At 68.0% G+C, this 21,952-nt stretch carries 19 protein-coding genes; all 19 read right to left on the reverse strand.

The features are described 5' to 3' along the window. Positions 1-620 precede the first annotated feature (620 nt). Positions 621-1,538: a hypothetical protein gene (locus MAA8898_RS22115; RefSeq protein ID WP_094023203.1), complete on the reverse strand. Its 918-nt coding sequence runs from the start codon at positions 1,536-1,538 to the stop codon at positions 621-623. A 305-nt stretch (positions 1,539-1,843) separates the two neighbouring features. Next, on the reverse strand, positions 1,844-3,406 hold the full coding sequence (locus MAA8898_RS22120) for an isochorismatase family protein (RefSeq protein ID WP_094023204.1): 1,563 nt from the start codon (positions 3,404-3,406) through the stop codon (positions 1,844-1,846). A gap of 10 nt (positions 3,407-3,416) precedes the next feature. Beyond that, positions 3,417-4,268: an N-acyl homoserine lactonase family protein gene (locus MAA8898_RS22125; RefSeq protein ID WP_094023205.1), complete on the reverse strand. Its 852-nt coding sequence runs from the start codon at positions 4,266-4,268 to the stop codon at positions 3,417-3,419. Between the two features lie 12 nt (positions 4,269-4,280). Continuing rightward, positions 4,281-5,165 carry an amidohydrolase family protein gene (locus MAA8898_RS22130; RefSeq protein ID WP_094023206.1) on the reverse strand — a complete coding sequence of 295 codons (885 nt, stop codon included), beginning with the start codon at positions 5,163-5,165 and terminating at the stop codon, positions 4,281-4,283. Then, positions 5,162-6,259 (reverse strand): vWA domain-containing protein, encoded by a 1,098-nt coding sequence (locus MAA8898_RS22135; RefSeq protein WP_094023207.1) that lies wholly within the window; start codon positions 6,257-6,259, stop codon positions 5,162-5,164. The genes MAA8898_RS22130 and MAA8898_RS22135 overlap by 4 nt, the downstream gene beginning before the upstream one ends. Next, positions 6,256-7,137, reverse strand: coding sequence for an AAA family ATPase (locus tag MAA8898_RS22140; protein ID WP_094023208.1), 882 nt, complete (start codon positions 7,135-7,137; stop codon positions 6,256-6,258). The genes MAA8898_RS22135 and MAA8898_RS22140 overlap by 4 nt, the downstream gene beginning before the upstream one ends. A gap of 94 nt (positions 7,138-7,231) precedes the next feature. After that, positions 7,232-8,254: a xanthine dehydrogenase family protein molybdopterin-binding subunit gene (locus MAA8898_RS22145; protein ID WP_094023209.1), complete on the reverse strand. Its 1,023-nt coding sequence runs from the start codon at positions 8,252-8,254 to the stop codon at positions 7,232-7,234. Then, complete coding sequence (locus MAA8898_RS22150; protein ID WP_094023210.1) at positions 8,254-9,951, reverse strand: xanthine dehydrogenase family protein molybdopterin-binding subunit; 1,698 nt, start codon at positions 9,949-9,951, stop codon at positions 8,254-8,256. The genes MAA8898_RS22145 and MAA8898_RS22150 overlap by 1 nt, the downstream gene beginning before the upstream one ends. Next, positions 9,948-10,424, reverse strand: coding sequence for a (2Fe-2S)-binding protein (locus tag MAA8898_RS22155; RefSeq protein WP_094023211.1), 477 nt, complete (start codon positions 10,422-10,424; stop codon positions 9,948-9,950). The genes MAA8898_RS22150 and MAA8898_RS22155 overlap by 4 nt, the downstream gene beginning before the upstream one ends. Next, positions 10,424-11,227, reverse strand: a complete 804-nt coding sequence (locus tag MAA8898_RS22160; RefSeq protein ID WP_094023212.1) for an FAD binding domain-containing protein — start codon at positions 11,225-11,227, stop codon at positions 10,424-10,426. The genes MAA8898_RS22155 and MAA8898_RS22160 overlap by 1 nt, the downstream gene beginning before the upstream one ends. Continuing rightward, positions 11,224-11,670, reverse strand: coding sequence for an SRPBCC family protein (locus MAA8898_RS22165; protein WP_094023213.1), 447 nt, complete (start codon positions 11,668-11,670; stop codon positions 11,224-11,226). The genes MAA8898_RS22160 and MAA8898_RS22165 overlap by 4 nt, the downstream gene beginning before the upstream one ends. 2 nt (positions 11,671-11,672) lie before the next feature. Continuing rightward, a complete protein-coding gene (locus tag MAA8898_RS22170; RefSeq protein WP_094023214.1) occupies positions 11,673-12,110 on the reverse strand; it encodes an SRPBCC family protein in 438 nt (145 codons plus the stop codon). Then, the gene (locus MAA8898_RS22175; protein WP_094023215.1) at positions 12,111-14,999 is read right to left on the reverse strand and encodes a flotillin family protein; all 2,889 of its coding nucleotides are present in this window, start codon (positions 14,997-14,999) and stop codon (positions 12,111-12,113) included. A gap of 24 nt (positions 15,000-15,023) precedes the next feature. Beyond that, positions 15,024-15,851, reverse strand: coding sequence for a phosphoenolpyruvate hydrolase family protein (locus MAA8898_RS22180; RefSeq protein WP_094023216.1), 828 nt, complete (start codon positions 15,849-15,851; stop codon positions 15,024-15,026). Further along, positions 15,848-18,040 carry an ABC transporter permease gene (locus MAA8898_RS22185; protein ID WP_094023217.1) on the reverse strand — a complete coding sequence of 731 codons (2,193 nt, stop codon included), beginning with the start codon at positions 18,038-18,040 and terminating at the stop codon, positions 15,848-15,850. The genes MAA8898_RS22180 and MAA8898_RS22185 overlap by 4 nt, the downstream gene beginning before the upstream one ends. After that, a complete protein-coding gene (locus tag MAA8898_RS22190; RefSeq protein WP_094023218.1) occupies positions 18,033-18,830 on the reverse strand; it encodes an ABC transporter ATP-binding protein in 798 nt (265 codons plus the stop codon). Before MAA8898_RS22190 ends, MAA8898_RS22185 begins: the two co-directional genes overlap by 8 nt. Next, positions 18,827-19,882, reverse strand: coding sequence for a branched-chain amino acid ABC transporter permease (locus MAA8898_RS22195; RefSeq protein WP_094023219.1), 1,056 nt, complete (start codon positions 19,880-19,882; stop codon positions 18,827-18,829). The genes MAA8898_RS22190 and MAA8898_RS22195 overlap by 4 nt, the downstream gene beginning before the upstream one ends. Beyond that, positions 19,883-20,896, reverse strand: coding sequence for a branched-chain amino acid ABC transporter permease (locus MAA8898_RS22200; protein WP_094023220.1), 1,014 nt, complete (start codon positions 20,894-20,896; stop codon positions 19,883-19,885). It abuts the gene before it with no gap. A gap of 120 nt (positions 20,897-21,016) precedes the next feature. After that, a complete protein-coding gene (locus tag MAA8898_RS22205) occupies positions 21,017-21,790 on the reverse strand; it encodes an AraC family transcriptional regulator (protein ID WP_176445277.1) in 774 nt (257 codons plus the stop codon). Positions 21,791-21,952: the final 162 nt, after the last annotated feature.

Here is a 21,952-nt window from a genome sequence, read left to right on the forward strand (position 1 = left end):
CCCAACGCGCCCCAGTGGCAGGCGACACCTTCAGCCGCAACGCAGCCGCACGCCCGCTTAACCCTTCTTCAATCAATCTCTGAAACCGCGCCCGAAGAGCTTCCGGTAAAGGTGCCGACATGATCCACCTCCACATATGGTGAATCACAATTCAGCTCTCATGGGAATCCCAACGATTCAGGTATTTGGCGGGGTGCTTTAACACGCCGCTGTCACGCTCGGCGTTGCGGATGCTGCGCGGGTGGATGCCCCCGGAAAGCCCCTCGGGCACGGTGAGATCGCGTGGACCTATCGCCCTGCCTTCTGCTGACCGCCTGCAAGCGCCGGTCGCGGGCCGTTCGAAGGCACGCCCGTCCGTCTCGACCGCTATGCCCCGCCAAGTGTCGAACACCCGTCGGAGCGGCGCGTTCCTTCAAGTGGATCGGCGGCGCACTCACGGTGACGGCGGCCAGGTCTATCCCCTTGCCGCGCCAAGCGATCTGCGGGTCGAAGTCCGGGTCGTGGTGGTCATGAGCCACCTTGATCGGCCGGGAATCGTCGGGTCCATCAGAGCGGCAAGGTCCGGCATCAGTTTAACCGGGCGTCCGCGTGGGTGTTGGGCTGAATTGGGGTCTTTGGGGTCATTCTGCCTCCCCAAGGATGCCGTTAAGGGCGTCGAGATAGCGGTTCAACTGCTGTTCCTGCCAGTCCTGCGCCTGCGGCCAGGTGGCCGGGTCATTGATGCTGGCCGGGGTGGTCTGGCCAAGTTCGGTGCCGTCGCCGGAGCGGTTCTCGATCCCCAGCCGCGCCTCAAGCGCGGGGATGAGCGGCATGATCGTTGCCCGAAAATCCGGTGCGTTGCGTGTCGTGGCGCCGCGGACGAAGATGCCCGCCTGCGTCTGGCCGATCCAGAGGACGATCCGGACGTCGGGCGCCCTTTCGGGGTCCAGAGACCACCAACTGCCACGCCCCACGTTCAGGCGCGAGGTCGGGTGGCGGTCCTTGTAGCTTTGCCAATAGGCGAAGCGCTTGTCGCCAAGCTCCGAGCTGCCCTTGGCCGCGGCGGTGGCCTGCCGGGTGATCGTGCGCTCCCAGTCGTTGGGCTTTTCCACCACCTCGAAGATCGGCGCATAGGGGCTGTTGCCGATGCGCACGATGCGGGCCTTGATGGCGAAGAAGGATAAGCCATCGGCGGTGTGTTCGTTCAGCCAGCGGATCGCCGAGAGGTGCGGTTCGCGGAAGGCCGGGGCGATCCAGATCACGGTCTGCGCCTCCAGCCCGGCGAGATAGGTCATGATCTGGCCAAGGTGCGTGTGGTCGGTCTGTTCCAGCTGGTTCTCGATCAGGACGATGGAGTCGTCCATCGGGTTGCGGGCGAGGATGTCGGCCGAGAAGCTTTCCACCGCGACCTCTGTCCCGGTCAGTTCCAGCGGGATGCCGATGACCTCTGACAGGTGGTCGATGTTGGTGGCGAGCCAGGGGGTGAACTGATGCGCCTCGTGTTTCCAGGCCTCGCGCAGAGGAAGGTCGGTGAGGCGGCCAAAGGTGATGTCGGTCATGCGGGTTTCGTCTGAAGTCTGTCGGTGTTGGCCTTGTCCAGCTCCGGGCCGACGTCTTGGATCGGTTCTGTCATCGACCCAAACGTCCCGGCCGCGCGCTTTGCAATGCAGCAGAGTTGCGCATTCCGGACAGGGAAGCAAACCGCGAGGAACGGCCGTTCCCGGCCCCGTTGGCCCACCCCATCCGTGCGAGCGGACCGGCCCGGTCTGTCCCCTCCCGGTACCCCGGTTGGTGCTCTCCACGGTCCACGGGCAAGTGCAATGCCCACCTGCCCCGCATACGCATACCGGTTGATCGCGGTCCCCTATCCCAGGGCCGCGATCACGGCCTCTGTCCTTGTCACCAGGGACACGTTCTGCAACGCGTAGTCGATGCTGGCCCTGTGCCAGTCGGCGTTCATCGTCGAACAGCCGTCTTCCGGGATCACCATGACATAGCCCTTGTCGGCCCCGGTCCGCGCGGTGTGCTCGATCGACATGTTGGTCCAGGCGCCGGTCTCGATCAGGATGTCGCGGCCCTCGGCCTTGAGGATGGTTTCCAGGCTTGTCCCCTCCCAGGCCGACATGCGCATCTTTTCGACCACGTGATCGCCCTCCTGCACCTCGCAGCCGGGGGCCGGGGCCGCGCCCCAGGTGCCGCGCACCAGCGCATTGTTGTCGATCACCCCCTCGAACAGCGGCGCATTGAGCGTCAGCCCCCTTGCGCCCGGCGGCACGACGAAATGCACGTGGATCACCGGGATGCCCAGCTCGCGGCAGCGCCGCGCAAGGCGGGCGACGTTTTCCAGCGCGTTCTGGTCGCGGCAATGCTGCGGCGAGCCGGAGTCGGCAAAGGCGCCGCCCTCCATCACCACGTCGTTCTGCATGTCCTGGATGATCAGCGCGCAGCGCGCAGGATCGAGGCGCAGCACCTCTTCGCCCTTGGACCCGGCCGAACGGGCGGCCGGCGGCCGCGCCCGCATGAAGGGCTCATTGCGGGGGCCCACCTTGACCGGGACCGCGTAGACCGAGGTCGAGGCGCAGACATAGAGCGTGCGCCGATCCTCGCCGCCCCAGTGCAGGTTGGCGGGCAGTTCCGGGATCGCCACCTTGCCGATCAGCTTGCCCGCCGGGCTGTAGACCCAGAGCCCGCCCGGCGCCGTGACCCAGACATTGCCCTCGGCATCACATTTCATCCCGTCCGGCACGCCCGGCCTCAGGCTGTCCTTGATGCCGGAGGCAAAGATGCGACCGTTGGACAGCCGGCCGTCCCTGCCCACGTCGAAGACCCGGATGTTCACCTGTTCGGTATCGTTGATGTAGAGCAGCGACTCGTCGGGCGAAAAGCACAGCCCGTTCGGCATGGTGAAAAGGTAGCGGTCGACGACCAGCTGCGGTTCGGCCCCCGGCTGGTGGCCGGGGGGCAGGCGAAAGACCCCCTGCCAACCGAGCTGCCGGGGCCGTTCGACCCCGTAATGCGGCATCCGCCCGTACCAGGGATCGGTGAACCAGACCGATCCGTCGGATTTCACGCAGATGTCGTTGGGCGAATTCAGCTCGCGCCCCTGGAAATGGCTGGCCAGAACCTCGCGCCGCCCGTCCGGCGAAAACCGCGTCACGGAAGATGTGGCATGTTCGCAGACCAGCAGGTTCAGCTGCGCGTCATAGGTCATGCCGTTGCCCTTGTGCGACGGGCGCAGCACCTCGCGCACGCCCGCCCGGTCAAGCCTGCGGCGCACGTCGCCCGGCATGTCGGAGAACAGCAGGTAATGGTCGGCCGGGTGCCAGATCGGGCCTTCGGTGAAGATGAACCCCGAACCCGCCTGCCGGACGGGCGCGTGTTCGTCGATCAGGCGGCGAAAGGCGGGATCGAGGGCTTCGTGCGCCATCGTCGCGCCCTCAGGCCGGGAACCAGTCGCGTCGCGGGACGGACTGGCTGACAGGACCGGGCACCACCATGTCGAGCCGTCCCACGACCTGCCCGCGGTCGATCTTGGCCGGCTTGTCATGGATCGGCAGCAGGAATTTCGACGTGCCGTACATCAGCTTGCGGATCGCGCCCTTTTCGCCGCGCTTCGATCCGCCGTGGTTGCCGGTGACCTGGTATTCCTCGGGACCGAAGCTGCGCATCGGATTGATGATCTGGTCGTTGAAATCGTAGATCACGTCGCCGCAGATCGTCGCGCGCCCCTCCGCGGTCTCCACGTGCACGTTCATCGACCCTTCCGTATGCGCCCCTGCCGCCTCGATAAAGACGCCGGGCATCAGCTCGATCTCGCCGGTGATCTCCAGATCCTCGAGCCGCAGCGCGCCGGGATGGTGCAGGCGTTCGATCAGGTGGATGATGTCGGGCTTGGGGTATTGCGGATGCATCAGCCCCGAGACCGAGTATTCCAGCTCGCGCCGGTTGATGACCACGGTGGTGTTCATCGGGAAATGGTCGTCCTTGCCGGCGTGGTCGATATGCAGGTGGGTGTGCAACACGTAGCGCACATCGCCCGGCTTGACCCCGTGATTGGCCAGTTGGCGCTCGATCATGTTCTCATGGAATTGCAGGCCGCGCATCCCGAGCGTTTCCATGATGGCGTTGTCGCGGTAGCCGGTGTCCACCACGATGGGATATCGCCCGCCGAGGATGAGAAAGCCGTAGACCGGCACCCGCCGCACCCGTCCGCAATCGCGGCCGAGCACCAGAAACGAGCTTTCCAGCTCGATATCGCCGTAGTCGAGTATCCTGATTTCCAGGGCCATCCCCGTTCCTCCCTAGTTCAGCCGGTAGACCCGGCATGCGGTATCGTGGAAAATCATCGTCTGTTCGCCGTCCGACAGGCCCCCGGCCGCCTGCCGGTGCACCTCCAGAAGCGTCGCGTAATCGGTCCAGAGCTTTTCGATCGGGAAATTCGACCCCCAGAGGCAGCGACCCGCGCCGAACAGCGCCACCGTCTCGGAGGTGAGCCAGGCGATATGCGCCGGATCGCAGCGGTGCAGGAAGGTGCCGAAGCCCGACAGCTTGGCAAAGACATTCGGCCGCCGCGCGAGATCGGTCATGGCGCTGCGCCATGCCGCGCGGCCCTCGTCGGACAGATCCTCCAGCATCCCGGCGTGTTGCAGGACGAAACTCACCCTGGGGCAGGCTTCGGCCAGCGCGGCGGCACCCGCCATCTGCCCGTCAAAGACCTGCAGGTCGAAGGCCAGCCCGTAGTCCGCCAGCCGCGCCACGTTGCGCTGCACGGTCGCGTCAGAGCACAGGTCAGGCGACGCAGCGAACCGGTACAGCGGATTCTCGTGCCAGTGAAACTGCTGCCGGATGCCGCGCAGGCGGGGAAACCGCATGAGCCGGTCCAGCGCGGGGCGCACGTCCGGCACCGTCATGTCGGCATAGGCGACGATGCCATGCGGCCAGCCGGTCCTTGATGCCAGCGTCTCCAGCCAGTCCACCTCGGCCTCGGCCCGATCAGTGGGCCAGTTGGCCTGCACATAGACGGCCTTTTCCACACCTGTCCCGGCGCGGTCGTCCAGGTATTCCTCGACCGGGTAATCCCGCCGGATCGGCTCGTAAGGGCCAAAGATCCGCGGCTGCATCGGCCCCGAAAGCCAGGGCAGGTCCGCCTGCCGCCAGACATGGAAATGCGCGTCAACCACCCTCATCGCCGCGCCCCCTTGGAGAAGTGCAGGATCTCGCCCGCGATCGTGCCGGGGTCGGATCCGTCGCCCAGCCGGTCGAGCAGGGGCAGGATCGCTGTCATCGCGCCAGTTTCGGGCCGGTAGGCCGGATAGGCGGCCAGCGGCGAAAGCCACAGCACGGACCATGCCAACCCGTGCAGCCGCTGCATCGCGGCCACCAGCGCCTCTGGCCCGCCCCGCTCCAACCCGTCCGACACGACGATGACCAGCGCACCGCGGGCATGGGAGGCAAAGCGCGGCACGGAAAGGAAGACCGCCAGCGCCTCGCCCAGCCGCGTGCCGCCGTCCCAGTCGGCCACAAGCCCCGAGGCCAGCACCAACGCCTGCTCCGGGCTGCGGTGCCTCAGCGCCCGCGTGACGCGCGTCAGGCGCGTGCCAAGGGTAAAGGCCTCGACCCGCTCGCCGCCCTGCACCAGGGCATGCGCCAGCCGCAAGGCGCCGTCAGTGCCCGCCTTCATGCTGCCCGACACGTCGACCAGCATCAGCACCCGGCGTTGCCGCGTGCGGCGGCGGCGCGTGGGCAGCTGCGCCAGTTCCCCATCGCGGCGCAGCATCTCGCGGAAGGCGCGGCGCGCATCGGCCAGCCGCCCCTTGCCCGATGCGGTGCGCCGCGAGCGGCGGCGCGGCAGCGCGCCCGGCAAGGCACGGGCAAAGGCGCGCAGCATCGCCGCCTCGTCGCCCGGACCCAGGTCGCGGCGGAACAGGCGTTCGGCGGCGGTCGCATCGGCGCCCGAAGGCTCTTCCTCGTCGGCTTCGGGCATCAGGTCGAAATCGCCCGCGTCATAGCTGCGCGGCATCTCCTCTGGTTCACCCGGTGCGGGCGCGGCAAGGGTTTGGCCCAGGAAGACCCGGTTGAAGATCGCGTCGAACTGCGCCGCCCGCTCTGGCCCCGGCCCGTAGACCGCATGCGCCGCGCGCCGGATATCGCTGATCGAGCGCGGCCCCAGCAGGCCGGTTGCGGCGATGAAACTCTCGGTCTGCTCGGGCGAGGCAGGCAGGCCGGCCGCGCGCAGCATCTGCGGAAAGGCGAGGAAGGGATCGAGCGCGCGGGGGATCATGCCGCCGCCCCCGCCAGCAGCGCCTCGATCCGAGGTGCGATGAACTCGATATCGTCCTGGTCCTTGAGCGCGACCCCGATGGCGCGCAGGAAGGCGCTTGGCCAGGGCGCGCCGCCCTCGTGCAGCAGGGTCGCGGCCTCGGCCCATTCGACGGTTTCGGCAACGCCCGGCGGCTTGGCCAGCGGTTCGGCCCGCAGCGCGCCCACCGCGCGCACCACCCGCTCGGCGGTGTCGCGGGCGACGGTGGAGGACCGCATCATCACGATCTCCGCCTCCAGCGCGGGTTCGGGGTAGCCGATCCAGTGATAGACGCAGCGCCGCCTGAGGGCTTCGTGCAATTCCCGCGTGCGGTTGGAAGTCAGCACGACCACCGGCGGCATCTCGGCCCGGACGGTGCCGCGTTCCGGGATGGAGACGGTGAAATCGGACAGGAATTCCAGCAGGAATGCCTCGAATTCATGGTCGGCGCGGTCGATCTCGTCGATCAGCAGCACCCGGTCTTGCGGCGCTTCGAGCGCTTGCAGGATCGGTCGGGCGATCAGGTATTCATCGGCATAGAGGTTGACGTAGGCATCCCCGGCCTGCCGGATCGCCAGCATCTGGCGCGGGAAGTTCCATTCGTACATCGCCGCCGCTGCGTCGATCCCCTCGTAGCATTGCAGCCGCACAAGGTCGCGCCCGAGGACCGAGGCGACGGCCTTGGCGGCCTCGGTCTTGCCCACGCCCGGCGCGCCTTCGAGCAGCAGCGGCTTGCCCAGCGCCAGCGCGAGATAGACGGCGGTCGAAAGCCCCTCGTCCGCGATGTACTGGGCATCGCGCAGCGACCGGGCCAGAGGCCCGGGCCCGTCGATGCCCTGTATGACGCGGCGCACCACCATCAGGCGCCCCCCCGCCGGCCCGGCGCGGCAAGCCCGTTCGAACGGGTTTGGGCAACGGCCTTCGAAGGCCGTTGTCCCGCGCCCCGCACCGCCGTCACAGCTGCCTCCGCGGTTTCGCGCCGCCCTGCGCCTTCAGCGCGCGGAGCACCTTTTCGGGTGTCACGGGCAGATCGTCGATGCGGATGCCCACGGCGTCGTAGACCGCGTTGACCACCGCCGGCAGCACCGGGTTGGCGCACATCTCGCCCGGGCCCTTGCCGCCGTAGGGGCCGTCCTCGGCGGGGCGTTCCAGCACAGAGATGTGATGCGGCGCCAGATCTCCGGGGCCGGGCATGAGGTAGCCGTTGAAATCGACCGCGCCGTGGTCGCGGCTGGGGTACTGCGGCTCGGTCGTCTCCCAGGCCGCGTGGCTCATGCCCATCCAGGCGCCGCCGCGCAACTGCTGCTCCACCAACCGCGGGTTGAGCGCGCGGCCGACCTCGTAGGCCGATTGCATGTCGGTCACGGCAACGTCGCCGGTCTCGTCGTCCACCTCGACCTCGACCAGCATGGCGGCATGGGCAAAGGTGGTGACGGGCGACATTTCTCCGGTCTCGGGGTCCACCTCCGACAGCGGGATCAGGAAGATGCCGCGCCCGGCGATGGTTCGGCCCTGCTTGAACTGCGCCGCCTGCGCCGCCGCCATGGTGGTGATCGAACGCGACGGCGCGCCCTTGACGTGGATATTGCCCTTGCCGTCCGTCACCAGATCGGCGGCGTCCACCTCCAGCTCTTCCGCCGCCGCCTCCAACATCACCTGACGCGCTTCCTCGGAGGCACGGATCACCGCATTGCCCATCCGGTGCGTCCCGCGCGAGGCGAAGGAGCCCATGTCATGCGGGCCGGTATCGCTGTCGGCGGTGTCGACATAGACGTCCTCGATCGGCACGCCCAGCGTCTCGGCGGCGATCTGGCGGGTGACGGATTTCATCCCCTGGCCCAGGTCGATGGCCGACAGCGCCACGGTGAACTTGCCGTCCGGGTTGGAATGCACCAGCGCCTGGGACGGGTCGCCGCCCAGGTTCATGCCGATGGGGTAGTTGATCGCCGCAAAGCCGCGGCCGCGATGCAGGGCCATCAGCGCCTCCTGAAACCGGAGAGGGAGGAGAACCGCATCGCGCCGCTGCGCGTCGGTTTCTGCGCGGGCGCCGGGGCGGCGGGCGGCGCAGGCGGCTCGGGCGGGGTCCGCGCCGCCGAAGACGGCGCAGGCGGCGTCTGGGCGGCAGGCCTGTAGGCGGTCGCGGGCTGCGGCGCGGGGCGTGCGGTGGCGGGTTCCGCCGGGCGCGGCCCACCCTTGCGCGCGTAGCCTTGCGCCTCGAAGCCTTCGACACGCCCGGACGTGTCGGTCGCGGTCCGGGCGGGTAGCTGCGCCCGCGCTCCGCCACCATCCTTCAGCGAGGAGGCCGCGCGCGCCGCGTCCGAGATGCGGATGCCCGCCTTTTCCGCCACCACCTGGCAGCATTCGATCAGCGCGCAGTTCTTGGCCACGCGCCTGTGCGCCTTCATGTCGCCGTCGCGGTAGGCGTTGAGGATGCGCAGATCGACCGGGTTCAGGCCCACCGTCTCGGCCACCTTGTCCATATGCGCCTCGATGGCGAAATCGACCCCGGTGATGCCAAAGCCGCGCATCGCGGTGGCGGGCGTGCGGTTGGTGTAGACGCAGTAGACGTCGGCATAAACGTTGGGGATCGTGTAGGGGCCCGGCAAGTGCCCCACGCCCTTGATGATCGCGTAGGAGGACAGGCGCGTATAGGCGCCAGAGTCGAAATAGCCGGTGAACTTTCGCGCGACGATGCGGCCGTCCTTCATCACGCCGTCCTTGATGTACCAGCGTTCGGCGCCGCGCGGCGCGCCCACCTGCATCTCTTCCTCGCGGTCCCAGGCGTATTTCACCGGCCGCCCGGTCAGCATCGTGCCGAGGATGGCAAGCGGTTCGTGGATCGAATCCACCTTGCCGCCAAAGCCGCCCCCCACCGTGCCGCCGATGAAGTGCAGCCGCGAGGACGGCATCTTGAGCACCTTGGCCGCCGTGCCGAGCGAGAAGAACAGCGCCTGCGTGGAGGTGTAGCAGACGTAGCGGCCATTCTGTTCGGGGGCGGCGATGGCGCCGCAGGTCTCGATCGGCGCCTGTTCGATCGGCGACATCTGGTAGCGGCCTTCGACCACGTGGTCGGCCTCGGCAAAGCCTGCCTCCACGTCGCCATAGCGCAGCTTCTGGTGGTCGTACTTGCCGTGATAGACGAACTTGTTGGCGGGGTAGATGTCCAGCACCACGGGCGCGCCGGGCTTGATCGCCTCCTCCACGTCCAGCACGTGCGGCAGCACCTCCCAGTCCACGCGCACGGCGGCGACGGCGGCGCGGGCCTGCGCCTCGGTCTCGGCGATGACCGCAGCGACCGGCTCTCCACGATAGCGCACGCGGTCGGTGGACAGGATCGGTTCGTCGTCCAGGCCGAAATCCAGCAGCGACAGCAGCGTGTTCAGGTTCAGCGGCACATCCGCGCCGCGCAGGATGCGCACGACACCGGGCATGCGTTCCGCCTCGGCCGTGTCGATGCGGCGGATGCGGGCGGCGTGATGCGGCGAGCGCACGCAGCGCAGGTGCAACAGCCCGTCGAACAGGTGATCGTCGAAAAAGGGCGAGCGCCCCGTCACGTGGCCGGTGATGTCCTGCCGCCGTGTCGGCTTGCCGATCTCGTTGAGGTTGTCGTCACGCTCATCGGCGAACAGGTCCTTGCGGAACTCGATCTTGCCCGGTCCGGTCATCTCGGTCATGCGCGCATCCTCCCCTCGGCCACCGCGAGGATCGCGGCGATGATCGGCTCGTACCCGGTGCAACGGCACAGGTTGCCGCTGATCGCCTCGATCACCTCTTCGCGCGAGGGGCGCGGGTTGCGGTCGAGCAGCGCGCGGGCCGACATCAACATCCCCGGCGTACAGTAGCCGCATTGCGCGGCGAAATGCTCCATGAAGGACTCCTGCAACGGGTCGAGCGCGGGGCCTTGCGCCAGTCCCGCCGCGGTGCGCACCTCGCGGCCCTCGACGCTCTCGGCCAGCGTCAGGCAGGCGAGGTGCGTCGCGCCGTCAATGGTGACCGTGCAGGCGCCGCAGGCCCCCTGCCCGCAGCCGTATTTCGGCGAAAGATCCCCGACACCGCGCCGCAGGAAGTCGAGCAGGTTCTGCCCGTCGTCGGCAAAGGCCGCGCGCGGGCTGCCGTTCAGGGTGAAATTGACCGGTTTCTTGCCCATCAGCCCCGCTCCATCCGGTGCAGCAGACGCTTGAGGTACACGCCCGCAACCTCGCTTCGATACCAGCCCGAGGCGATGGGATCGGTCGGCGGGTCCAGCCCCTCGGCCGCCGCCGCGGCGGCGCGGTCGATGGTCGCGGCGTCCAGCGACTGGCCCTCGAGCAGACGTTCCACCGCCTGGCCGCGCAACGGCATCGGTCCCATCGCGCCCCAGGCGACGCGGGCGCCGCGGATGCGCCCGACCTCGCGCGGCAGGTAGGCCGCGACCGACAGGATGGACACGCCCTTGGGCGTGACCCGGCTGGCCTTGAGAAAGCCGAAGGCGCGGGGATCGCGCGGGCGCGGCACCTCGATCGACGCAACCAGCCCCGCATGGTCGCGGTCGCGCAGCATCTCCTCCACGGGCCGGGCCCCGCCCTGCCCCGCGAACACCACCCGCGCGCCCAGCGCCAGCAGGGCCGCGGCGAAATCGCCGTAGGGATGCGGCGCAAAGAGGTTGCCTGCCACGGTCGCCATGTTGCGCACTTGCGGCCCGCCGATGGCGCGCGCCACCGGGTGCAGGAAATCGAGGTCGCGGCTGGCCAGGACATCTGCCATGGTGACACCCGCGCCCAGGCTGACGCCGTCGCCGGTCGTGCGGATCGTGCCGAGCGCGGCGTCCGTCGTGCGCAGCACCCGCGCGGGTGCCGTGCCGGCGTTCACGTCGCGCATCACGATGGTGCCGCCGCCCAGGTAGACGGCGCCGCGCCCCAGCGCGCGGGCCGCCTCGGCCAGCGTGGCGTAGGTTTCCACGGTGGTGGTCATGCTCCCTCCAGTCCCATATGGCTGCGGATCGCGTCCATTCCGCCCTGGTAGACGTTTTCGGCCACCATCTGCCGCAACTCCTTTTCGCGCCCCGCGGGCGTGTCGAACCGGCTTTCCCAGTGCCAGAAGGTCATGTCGCCATCCGTCACCGGCGCCAGGCGCACGTGTGCGACGTAGTTCAGCAGCGGCACCGGCGTGTCGAGAAGGCAGTAGCTGAAGGCCATGTCCGCATCCGACAGCGTCAGCAGCTGCTCGCGCAGTTCCGAACCATCCTGGAGGTGAAAGCGGCGCACGCAGCCGATGCGATCCGACGTCCAGCCCTTTTCCACCACGCTGTCCCGCACGATCGGGTGCCAGCGGTCATGCCCGTTGAAGTCGCGCAGCACGTCCCACACCGCCTCGACGGGGGCTGGCAAAACCGTGCTCTTGACCACCTTGACCATGGTCAGCCCGCCATCCGCCGCTTGAGCGCCGAAAACCCGGCCTGAAAGACATCGTTGCCGATGCCCGTCACGAGACCCTCGGCATCGGCCTCGGCGCAGTCGAATTCGGCGGTCCATTCGGCAAAGGTGCGGTTGCCGTCCGTGACCGGCGTCAGGCGGATCGTCGCCACGTAGTCGGTCAGCGGCATCGGGCTTTCGAGAATCGCGTAGGTGCAGAACATGTCGTAGTCCGACAGGCCGAGCAGCTTTTCGCGGATGCGGTCGCCGTTTTGCAGGTGGAAATCCCGGATACAGCCGACCCGGTCGGCGGGTTCGCCATTTTCGATCCGGCTGTCACGGATGCGCGGGTGCCAGCGCGGCAGGCCGTTGAAATCGCGGATCCGTTCCCAGACCTTTGCCGCCGGCGCGTCGATGACGGAGGAAATGTAGACGCGCGCCATCTACTTCTTGCCTCCCTCGGGGGCCGCGTCACCCTTGCCGCCGCCGGACTTCTTCGTCGCATCGGCGATGCGCTGCATGTCCGACGCCTCGCGGATCAGCCCGCCCTGCTTGGACAGATTGCCGCCCTCGATGCCGATGTCGGACAGCAGCGAGTCGATCAGCGGCGCCTGCACGCGGTAGCGCAGGGCCGAGTTGATCACCTCGTCGGTCGGGCTGCCGTCGCGGCTGCCGCCGCCCCCGCCCGTGACGCCGTCCAGCTGCATGATCCGGATGTCCTGGATCTTTTCCAGCGGCTTGACCGAGGCGGCGACGATGCCTTCGACATGCTCCAGCATCTTGCGCTTGAACAGCGAATGGCGCGCCTCGTCGGTGAGAATGTTCTCGGCCTCGTTGATCAGCTTGGCCGCTTCGGCCTCGACAACCGCGCGGACCTGCGCCGCTGCGGCCATGTGCTTGGCCTCGGCGGCGGCCTTTTCGGCCATCAGCACGTCGATCGACTTGCGGCGGTTCGCGGCCTCGGTTTCGCGCACCGTCTTGACCTTTTCCTCGGCCTGGGCCGCGTGGGCGCGGGCGGCATCCGCCTCGGCCCTTGCCGCGCTTTCCTCGAGCGATTTCTGGTAGAGCGCGATGGCCTTTTCCATCTGCGCGGTCTCGACCGTCTTTTCGCGCGTCACCTCCAGCTGGCGACGGATCGTCTCGTGGTCGATCCGGATCTCGTCGAGCCCGCGCTCGGAGGCGATCCGGGCGCGTTCGATGTCCTCGCGGCTGGCGATCTCGGCTTCGCGGAGCGCCTGGACGCGGGCGATCTCGAGCTGTTCGAGCGACCGGCGCCGTTCGAGCCGCGCGGCTTCGACCGCGCGTTCACGTTCCACCTCGGCGGCCTCGATCTGGCGCTTGGCCACGATCTCGGCCTGGCTGACGCTGGCCTCGGCGGCGACGCGCTTCTGCTTGGCGTCGGATAGCTGCACCACGCGGGCCTGCTCGGCCTCCTCGACGGTGCGCTTGCGGTCGATCTCCTCGACCTCGCGGGTTTTCTGACTGGCGATGCGGTCCTTCTCGAGCGACAGCTCGGTCGCAACGCGGGCCTTCTCGACCGCCTCGCGGCGGGCGATCTCGGCGGCTTCCAGCGCCTGGTCCTTGTCGATCTCGCGGGCGCGGACCTCCTGTTCGGCGGCGATGCGCTCGGCCTCGAGCGCCCGCCTCTGGGCGATCCGCGCCTGTTCCACCGCCTCGTCGGCGGCGACGCGGGCCTCGTCGATCACGCGGTTGCGCGTGATCTCGAGCGACCTGGTGTCCTCGTCGGCGGCGATGCGGCTTGCGGCGATCTGCTTTTCGCGCGCGATGCGGGCCGCCTCGACGGCCTGGCCGGCCGCGATTTCAGCGGCCTCCACCGCCTGCTGCCGCGCGATTTCCAGCTCGCGGATGCGGCGGTCCTCGGCGATGCGCGCCTCGCTGATCTGCGCGTCCTGCAGGATGCGCATCCGCTCGGTCGCCTCGCGCGCGGCGATCTCGGCCTCGTCCAGCGCCTGCTGGCGGGCGATCTCGCGCTGGCGGATGTCCTCTTCGCCCTTGATGCGGGTCTGGGCCAGCAACAGGTCCTGCGCCATGCGCCGCTTTTCGTTGGCCTCGTTGGCCTCGATCTCGGCTTCGCGGATCGCCTTCTGGCGCGCGATCTCCAGCGCCTGGGTCTCGCGTTCCTTGGCGATGCGGGCCTCGGCCAGCGCCTGCTCCTGGGCGATGCGGGCGCGTTCCGTGGCCTCGCGCGCGGCGATCTCGGCTTCTTCGATGGCCTTCTGGCGGGCGATCTCGCGCGATTGCGTCTCCTGCTCGTTCTGGATGCGCGCTTCCTTGACGCTGCGCTCCTGCAGGATGCGCGCCGTCTCGGTGGCTTCGCGCGCGGCGATCTCCTCGGCTTCGTCCTCCTTCTGGCGGGCGATCTCGCGGGCGCGGACCGACCGTTCCGACGCGATGCGCGCCTCGGCGATCACCCGGTCGTTGGCGATGCGGGCCTTTTCGATGGTCTCGCGCGCGGTGATCTGCGCGGATTCCGCCTCGGTGTCGCGCTCGGCGCGTTCGCGGGCCAGTTCGGCGCGCTGCTGGGCGCGGCGGAATTCGACGTCGCGTTCCTGGCTCAGGCGGGCTTCCTCGCTCTCGCGCTCGATATCCAGCGCCAGCTTTTCGGCCTCGAGGTTGCGCGCCCGGATCTTGATCATCGAATCCTGCTCGATGTCGTTGCGCAGCTTGCGCCGCTCTTCGATGTCCTTGATGAGCGCGGTCAGACCTTCGGCGTCAAAGCGGTTGGAGGGGTTGAAATACTCCAGCGGCGTCTGGTCGATGTCGATGATCGCGACCGATTCCAGCTCCAGCCCGTTCTTTTCCAGGTCCTCCTGCGCGATCTCCTTGACCCGCGCCACGTAGGTGTGCCGCCCCTCGTGCATCTCGCCCATCGACATCTCGGCCGCGACGGCGCGCAACGCGCTTTCGAACTTGCCGGCAAGCAGCCCGTGCAGGTTCTGGGCCTCCAGCGTGCGCCGCCCCAGGGTCGAGGCGGCCTTGGACACCGCGGTGCGGTCGGACCGGACACGGACGTAGAACTCTGCCTCCACGTCCACGCGCATGCGGTCCTTGGTGATCAGCGCCTGTTCCCGCGTCCGGCTGACCGCCAGCGGCAGCGTGTTCATGTTCACCGGCGTGATGTCGTGGATGATCGGCCAGACGAAGGCGCCGCCGTCGATCACCACCTTTTCGCCCAGGAAACCGGTTCGGACAAAGGCGATTTCCTTTGTCGAACGGCGGTAAAGCCATTGCATGACCCAGTAGACGATGGCGATGACGACCACCGCCACGATGAGCCACAGGATGAGCTGCCCGATGATCTGGCCGGTCATGATCTCTCCTCCCCCGTTGCGCGGTCAGCGGCCCTTGATGGCCTTGAAAGCGCGTGTCTGTTCCGTCAGCGCAACCTCGGTCGGCAGGCGCTCCATCGAGGAGGCGCCGTAGAAACCGTGGCAGGCGGACGTGTTCTTCAGTATGAATTCGGCGTCCTCGGGCATGGCCACCGGCCCGCCGTGGACAAGGATGATGGCATCGGGATTGACCCGCAGCGCGGCCTCGGCCCAGGCATCGACCAGCGCCGGGCAATCGGACAGCTTGAGCGCCGTTTCGGCCCCGATGGCGCCGCCGGTGGTCAGGCCCAGATGGCAGACGATCACGTCCGCCCCGGCGCCGGCCATCGCTGCCGCGTCGTCCTCGTTGAAGACGTAAGGCGTGGTGAGCATCCCCTTGGCGCGGGCCATGGCGATCATATCCACCTCGAGCCCGTAGGACATGCCGGTTTCCTCGAGGTTGGCGCGGAAGGTGCCGTCGATCAGACCGACGGTCGGAAAGTTCTGCACGCCCGAGAACCCGATGCGCCTGAGGTCGTCCAGGAAGACATCCATCAGGCGGAACGGGTCGGTGGCGCAGACCCCGGCCAGGACCGGCGTCTTCCTGACCACCGGCAGGACCTCGGCCGCCATCTCGACCACGATGGCATTGGCGTCGCCGTAGGGCATGAGGCCGGCAAGGCTGCCGCGTCCGGCCATGCGGTAGCGCCCGGAATTGTAGATCACGATGAGGTCGATCCCGCCCGCCTCCTCGCATTTGGCGGACAGGCCGGTGCCCGCGCCGCCGCCGACGATGGGGATGCCGCGGTCGATCATGTCGCGGAACCGGGAAAGGATGGACTCTCGGTCGATCATCTTCGTGCCTCTCTCTTGCGGGCCGGACGGCCGCCATGCAGCTCGCGAAAGGCGGCGACGATGGCGGCGGCGAAGGCCGGGGCGTTGATGTTGTGCGGCAGGCGGATCAGCTGGCGTTGCGCGGTCTGGCGGACGGTATCCTCGAGCGCGGTGAACAGCGAATGCCGCGCCTGCGGATCGTCGAAGGGCTGGCCCGGCGCATCCAGCGCCGAAACGCCGCCTTCGGGCAGGAAAAAGCGCACCAGACCTTCCATCTCGTTCAGCCGTGCGCCGATCCAGCGGCCCATCTCGGCGGATTCCGACGGCGTGGTCCGCATCAGCGTGACCTGCGGGTTGTGTTCGTAGAACAGGCGGTCGCGGTATCGTTCGGGGACGGTGTCGGGCGGGCCGAAATTGACCATGTCCAGCGCCCCGACCGAGCCGATATAGGGGATCCGCTTGCGGATGACGGCGCCAAAGCGGTCCTCGGTCGCCGGGAAAACCCCGCCGAACAGCATGTCGCAGATCTCGGTCGTGGTGATGTCGATGACCGCCGGTATCTTGCCGGAATCGATCAGTTTTTCCATCGACTGGCCGCCGATCCCCGTGGCGTGGAACACCAGGCAGTCGTAGTCCGCGTCGAGCGCGTCGGTGATCTGGCTGACGCAGGGCGTCGTCACGCCGAACATCGTCAGGCCGATGGCGGGCTTGCCCGCCTGCCGTGCCGGGGCGGCCTTGCGGGCCGCGACCATGCCCACCATCGCCTGCGCGGCGTTGGCCAGCACCTCTTCGGTGATGGCGTTCAGGCCCTGCACGTCGGCCACCGAATGCATCATCATGATGTCGGCCGGCCCCACGTATTTCGACACCTCGCCCGAGGCGACGGTCGAGACGATCAACTTGGGCACCCCCACGGGCAGCGCGCGCATCGCCGGCGCCACGATGGCCGTGCCGCCCGATCCGCCCGCCGAAAGGATGCCGGCGATGCCCTCCTGCCGGGTGATCCAGCGCTGAAAAGCCAGCGTCATCCCCGCCACCGATTTTCCCCGGTCGCCGGTAAAGACCCCTGCGGCGCCGCGTGGATGAAACGCGGCGATCTGGTGCGCCGGGATCTCGGCGCCGGAGTGCCCGCCGCCGGTCGACAGGTCCACCATCCGCACCGGCAGGCCGGCCGCGCGGATCAGGTCGCGCATGTAGCGCAGTTCTGGCCCCTTCGTGTCCAGCGTCCCGGCCACGAGGATGACCTGCGCGCCGGACGCGGCAAGCGGCCGTATCTCGGCCTGCATCGTCTCGAAGGCCGGCGCACCGACCGTCACGACCCGCGCCGCGCGTTCGATCTGCGCCACCGGCACGGGCTGCGACCAGCGGGTCGGAGGTTTCGGGTTGGACAGGTAGATCTTGGCCGCCTGTGGGGCGGCGGGCCGGTCGCCGTCCGGCGTGTCCTGGCCGGACGGCGCCACGGTGGGCGTGTCGTCGTGGGCGTGACGCCCGACGCCCAAAAGCCGCTGTTGCAGGTCGCGGTCCGCCGCCAGTTCGCGGGCCGGCACGATCCGGTTGACCTGTCCGTTGACCATGATCGCCACGCGATCGGCCACCGCGCAGGCCACGCCGATGTTCTGCTCGATCACGACGACGTCCATGTCGCCTTCCTCGGCCAGCCGCAGCAGCATGTCTTCGACCTGCGAGACGATGACCGGCGCCAGACCCTCGGTCGGCTCGTCCATGACCAGGAGACGCGGATTGGCCAGCAGGGCCCGCGAGATGGCAAGCATCTGCTGTTCGCCGCCCGAAAGCTGGCCGCCGCCGTTCGACTTGCGCTCGGCAAGGCGGGGGAAGGTCGAATAGATGCGCTCGATGCTCCAGGCGCCGCCCTTGCGCTCGACCATCTTGAGGTGTTCGTCCACCGTGAGCGACCGCCACAGCCTGCGCCCCTGAGGCACGTAACCGATGCCGATGCGCGAGATCTCGGCGGGGCTGCGACCGGCCAGCGCCTGGCCGTGAAAGCTGATCGACCCGGACGCAACCGGCACAAGGCCCATGATTGCCTTGCACAGCGTGGTCTTGCCCATGCCGTTGCGGCCGACCACCGACAGGATGCCCGAGGGCAGCGCCAGGTTCACGCCCTGCAACGCATGGGACGCGCCGTAATAGACGTTCAGGCCCCGGATATCCAGCGCCGGGGCGCCTTTCCGCTCGCCGCGCTCAGCCATGGCCGCCCCCGAGATATAGCTCCTGCACCTCGGCGTCGCTCTCGATCTCCTCGGGCGTGCCCTCCTTGAACACCTTGCCGTTGTGCATCATCGTCACGCTTTCGGCGACGCGCAGGGCGACGTCCATGTCGTGCTCGATGATGATGTAGCCGATGTGCGACGGCAGGCTGGTCAGGATCGTCACCAGTTCGCCCCGCTCGGTCGGCGAGAGGCCCGCCGCCGGTTCGTCGAACAGGATGAAGCGCGGCGCGCCCGCCAAGGCCAGCGCGATCTCGAGCTGGCGCTGCTGGCCGTAGCTGAGATTGGCGACCGCCGTGCCGCTGGCCTCGGTCAGGTGCACTGCGTCGATCAGTTCCTGGGTGCGGGCGCGCAGGGCGTCCTTTGCATCCGGCCGCAGGAACGAAAACCGCCCGCGCGACACGCCCCGACAGGCGAGATAGACATTGTCCGAAACGGTCAGCCCGCCGAACAGCAGGCTGATCTGGTAGGTCCGGCGCAGGCCGCGGCGGATGCGTTCATAGGCCGGAAAGGCGGTCACGTCCTCGCCGAACAGCCGGATCGTGCCCGAGGTGGGCAGGAAATCCCCGGTGACGCAGTTGAACAGCGTCGTCTTGCCCGCCCCGTTGGAGCCGAGCACGGCGCGCCGTTCGCCCGAGCCGACGGTCAGGGTCACATCCTGGATGGCCGCCAGCGCGCCGAACATCTTGGTCACGCCGCGCAGTTCCAGCGCATTGCCGGAACTGACCGACCCGATCCGGTCCGCGGCGCTGGAGGTCTCGACCAGGGTCATTTGCCGCCTCCCCTGAGCGGATCGCGGGCCTTGCGCCGCCGCGCGCGCCAGCGTTCCCACAGGCCAAGCACACCGTCGGGCGAGAAGAAGACCACGGCGAGAAAACCGATGCCGATCAATAGTTTGAACCGCTCGCTCGACAGGCCGAAGGCGGTCAGGACATCCGGCGAAAAGGTCCGCAGAAGGACATAGATCAGCGCGCCGATGAACGGCCCGATGGGCCGCGAGATGCCCCCCACGACCGCGATGACAAGAACGTCGATGACCGCCGGAATGCCGGCCGTGCCCGGCGAGATCTGCGCATTCTGCCAGACCAGCAAGATGCCCCCGACAGCGGCAATCACGCTGGCCACGGTATAGGCCGCGACCCGGTGTGCCGTCACGTTGAAGCCGAGCGCCGCCATGCGCCGGGGATTGTCCCGCACGCCCTGAAGCGCCAGCCCGAAAGGCGCGCGCGAGAGGTAGACCACCACCGCGTAGCAGATCGCCGCCGCCCCCAGCGAGAGATAGAAGAAGGGCATGGGCTGACGCCAGTCCACGCCGAACAGCTGTGGCGGCACGACGAGGTTGAAGCCGGAATAGCCGTTGAAGATCTCGTAGTTCTGCCGCGTGAAGTAGAAGAAGGCCGCCGCGATGGCCAGCGTGATCATGATCGTGTAGATGCCCTCGGTCCGGACGGCGAGCGCGCCGACGATGGTGCCGAAGATCGCGGCGATCACGATGGCGACCGGGATGTAGACCCACCAGGGCAGGCCCATGCTGATCGCCGACACGCCCGACGTGCCGAAGATCGCGACCATGTAGCCCGCCATGGCCGCGACCGACATCTGGATCAGGCTGACCATGCCGCCGTAGCCGGCGAGAAACATCAGGCTCAGCGCGATGATCCCCAGGATGAAGGTCCAGCCCATCACCTGGAACAGGATGAAATCGTTGGCCCAGGCGGGCATGGTCAGCAGGATCAGGATCACCGCCCACCACGCCGCCGGCACCCGATCGATCCACATCGGCTGGAGGGCGGCGGGTTTGCGGCGCTGGTCGATGAGAGCCATTTACCGCGACGCCCCCAGCAGCCCCTGCGGGCGAAAGGCCAGGACGGCCGCCATGATGAGGAAGGTGAAGACCACCGAGTAGGTCGGCGCGTAGACCAGGCCCAACTGCTCGGACAGGCCGATCACCAGCGCGCCGATGGCGGCGCCCGGGATGGAGCCCATGCCGCCGACGATCACGACGACAAGGCTGGCCAGCAGGAAACGCGTGTCCTCGCCCGGCGACAGCGACTGGAACGTGCCGCCGACGATGCCGCCGATGCCGGCCAGCCCCGCGCCGAAGGCAAAGACCGCGAGAAAGACGTAGTGGATACGCACGCCCGAGGCGGCCAGCATCTCGCGGTCGTCGACGCCCGCGCGGATCAGCATCCCCAGGCGGGTGCGGTTGAGGATAAGCCACATGCCGACACCGATGACGATGGCTGCGAACAGGATCGCCATGCGCACGGCGGGGTAGCGAAGATAGGCGATCTCGCCCGTGTCGCGCACCGACGAGATCACCGGCAGCGTCATCGGCCCGGACAGCCAGTCGGGCGACAGGATCGTGTAGGACTGCCCGCCCCAGATCCACAGCAGGATATCCGCGATCACCACCGACAGCCCGATCGTGACCATGGTTTGGCGCAGCTCTTCTCCCTCCATCCGGCGGAACACCTGGTTTTGCAGGACCAGGCCAAGGATCGCGACAGCGACAAAGACGACCGGAAAGGCCAGCAGCCAGGATCCCGTCGCCTCGGACACCTCGAACCCCAGATAACCGCCAAGCAGGTAGAGCGACCCGTGCGCGAGGTTCACGTTGCGCATCAGCCCGAAGATCAGCGTGAAGCCCGCCGCCACGAGAAAATAGAGCGCCCCGAGCGTGACGCCGCCGAAGATCGCGTTCAGAAAGACACGCTTGCGGCCGAGGACTTCTTCGAGCGCGTCCGACCAGGGGGCAAAGACAAGCCACAGAAAGACCGCGACGACGATCGCGATGATCAGTGCCCAGACCGGATGACGCCTGACGAAATCCTGCACGCTGCCCTACTCCCGAGTCCCGGCCTGCTGCCGGAACGGACCGTGGAGAGCCTAGCGCGATGCCGCGCCCGTACAGATACCCGACAGTCTCATCCTTGTGCCCCTGATCGGGAAACCCGGTCAGGACAGGTGAACGGACCGGCGATAGACCGAGGGTGGCACGACACCATTGGCGATGAAGAAGCGCGAAAAGCTCGCCTGGCTCGAAAACCCGAGATCGAAACCGATATCGGCCACGGCCTCCTCCGTCGCGGCCAGCCGGTCGATCGCGCGCTCCATCCGGAGCGCGTTGGCATAGAGGTTGGGTGTCAGGCCGACCTGCGTGCGGAACAGCTTGAAGAAATGCGGGCGCGACAGGCCAACCTCGCGCGCGACGCAATCCAGCGCGACCGCTTCGCCGACGTTTTCCTGCATGAGCTTCAGCGCCTTGCGTATACGAAAGTCGCGCCGGGTAAAGTCGGGGCCGGTGAACGCGCTGCCGCGCATCGTCCATTGCCACGACTGGTCAAAGGACATCTGCGTCAGCGCGCAGAGCTTGTCCTCGAGCAGGTAGTCCTCGCGGTCGGGGTCCAGCATCGTCCGGGCCGTGGCGATGACAAGACGGTCGATCGGATCCGTCACCTCGACGCCGACCCGCCCGAAGGACAGCGAGGCCGAGGCACGCCGCGCGGCATCCAGGAACCACGCCGGACGGATGTAGAGAACCAGCGCAAGCGTCGGTTCCGCCGTGGTCACCGGATTGTAGTAATGCGCCTGCCACGGGCTGACGGCGACGGCCTGCCCGGGCGACAGCGGCCAGGCCTTTCCGTTCACGACGACCTGACCGGGCGGTCCCTGCACGTGATAGATCAGATGCCCTTCGCGATGCCCGTGCGGCACCATGCGGCGGTCCATCGAATACAGGCAGACGCGACCGAAATCTCCGTGAAACACGGACAATGACCCACTCATCGTCTCCCCCCCGATGCGTGCAATATGAAGGATCGGGGGTTGGCCCCCGTTATGGATATGTCCCACGTTAAGGCCAGTCGGCCCGATCTCCAAAGGGATTTGTCG

It is taken from the genome of Antarctobacter aquimaris (assembly GCF_900184945.1).
Lineage (GTDB): Bacteria > Pseudomonadota > Alphaproteobacteria > Rhodobacterales > Rhodobacteraceae > Maliponia > Maliponia aquimaris.

Coding starts and splice junctions, on each gene's coding strand:
- MAA8898_RS22115 (WP_094023203.1), bottom strand. CDS start 1,538: ATGACCGACATCACCTTTGGCCGCCTCACCGACCTTCCTCTGCGCGAG.
- MAA8898_RS22120 (WP_094023204.1), bottom strand. CDS start 3,406: ATGGCGCACGAAGCCCTCGATCCCGCCTTTCGCCGCCTGATCGACGAA.
- MAA8898_RS22125 (WP_094023205.1), bottom strand. CDS start 4,268: ATGGCCCTGGAAATCAGGATACTCGACTACGGCGATATCGAGCTGGAA.
- MAA8898_RS22130 (WP_094023206.1), bottom strand. CDS start 5,165: ATGAGGGTGGTTGACGCGCATTTCCATGTCTGGCGGCAGGCGGACCTG.
- MAA8898_RS22135 (WP_094023207.1), bottom strand. CDS start 6,259: ATGATCCCCCGCGCGCTCGATCCCTTCCTCGCCTTTCCGCAGATGCTG.
- MAA8898_RS22140 (WP_094023208.1), bottom strand. CDS start 7,137: ATGGTGGTGCGCCGCGTCATACAGGGCATCGACGGGCCCGGGCCTCTG.
- MAA8898_RS22145 (WP_094023209.1), bottom strand. CDS start 8,254: ATGGCCCTGCATCGCGGCCGCGGCTTTGCGGCGATCAACTACCCCATC.
- MAA8898_RS22150 (WP_094023210.1), bottom strand. CDS start 9,951: ATGACCGAGATGACCGGACCGGGCAAGATCGAGTTCCGCAAGGACCTG.
- MAA8898_RS22155 (WP_094023211.1), bottom strand. CDS start 10,424: ATGGGCAAGAAACCGGTCAATTTCACCCTGAACGGCAGCCCGCGCGCG.
- MAA8898_RS22160 (WP_094023212.1), bottom strand. CDS start 11,227: ATGACCACCACCGTGGAAACCTACGCCACGCTGGCCGAGGCGGCCCGC.
- MAA8898_RS22165 (WP_094023213.1), bottom strand. CDS start 11,670: ATGGTCAAGGTGGTCAAGAGCACGGTTTTGCCAGCCCCCGTCGAGGCG.
- MAA8898_RS22170 (WP_094023214.1), bottom strand. CDS start 12,110: ATGGCGCGCGTCTACATTTCCTCCGTCATCGACGCGCCGGCGGCAAAG.
- MAA8898_RS22175 (WP_094023215.1), bottom strand. CDS start 14,999: ATGACCGGCCAGATCATCGGGCAGCTCATCCTGTGGCTCATCGTGGCG.
- MAA8898_RS22180 (WP_094023216.1), bottom strand. CDS start 15,851: ATGATCGACCGAGAGTCCATCCTTTCCCGGTTCCGCGACATGATCGAC.
- MAA8898_RS22185 (WP_094023217.1), bottom strand. CDS start 18,040: ATGGCTGAGCGCGGCGAGCGGAAAGGCGCCCCGGCGCTGGATATCCGG.
- MAA8898_RS22190 (WP_094023218.1), bottom strand. CDS start 18,830: ATGACCCTGGTCGAGACCTCCAGCGCCGCGGACCGGATCGGGTCGGTC.
- MAA8898_RS22195 (WP_094023219.1), bottom strand. CDS start 19,882: ATGGCTCTCATCGACCAGCGCCGCAAACCCGCCGCCCTCCAGCCGATG.
- MAA8898_RS22205 (WP_176445277.1), bottom strand. CDS start 21,790: ATGGACCGCCGCATGGTGCCGCACGGGCATCGCGAAGGGCATCTGATC.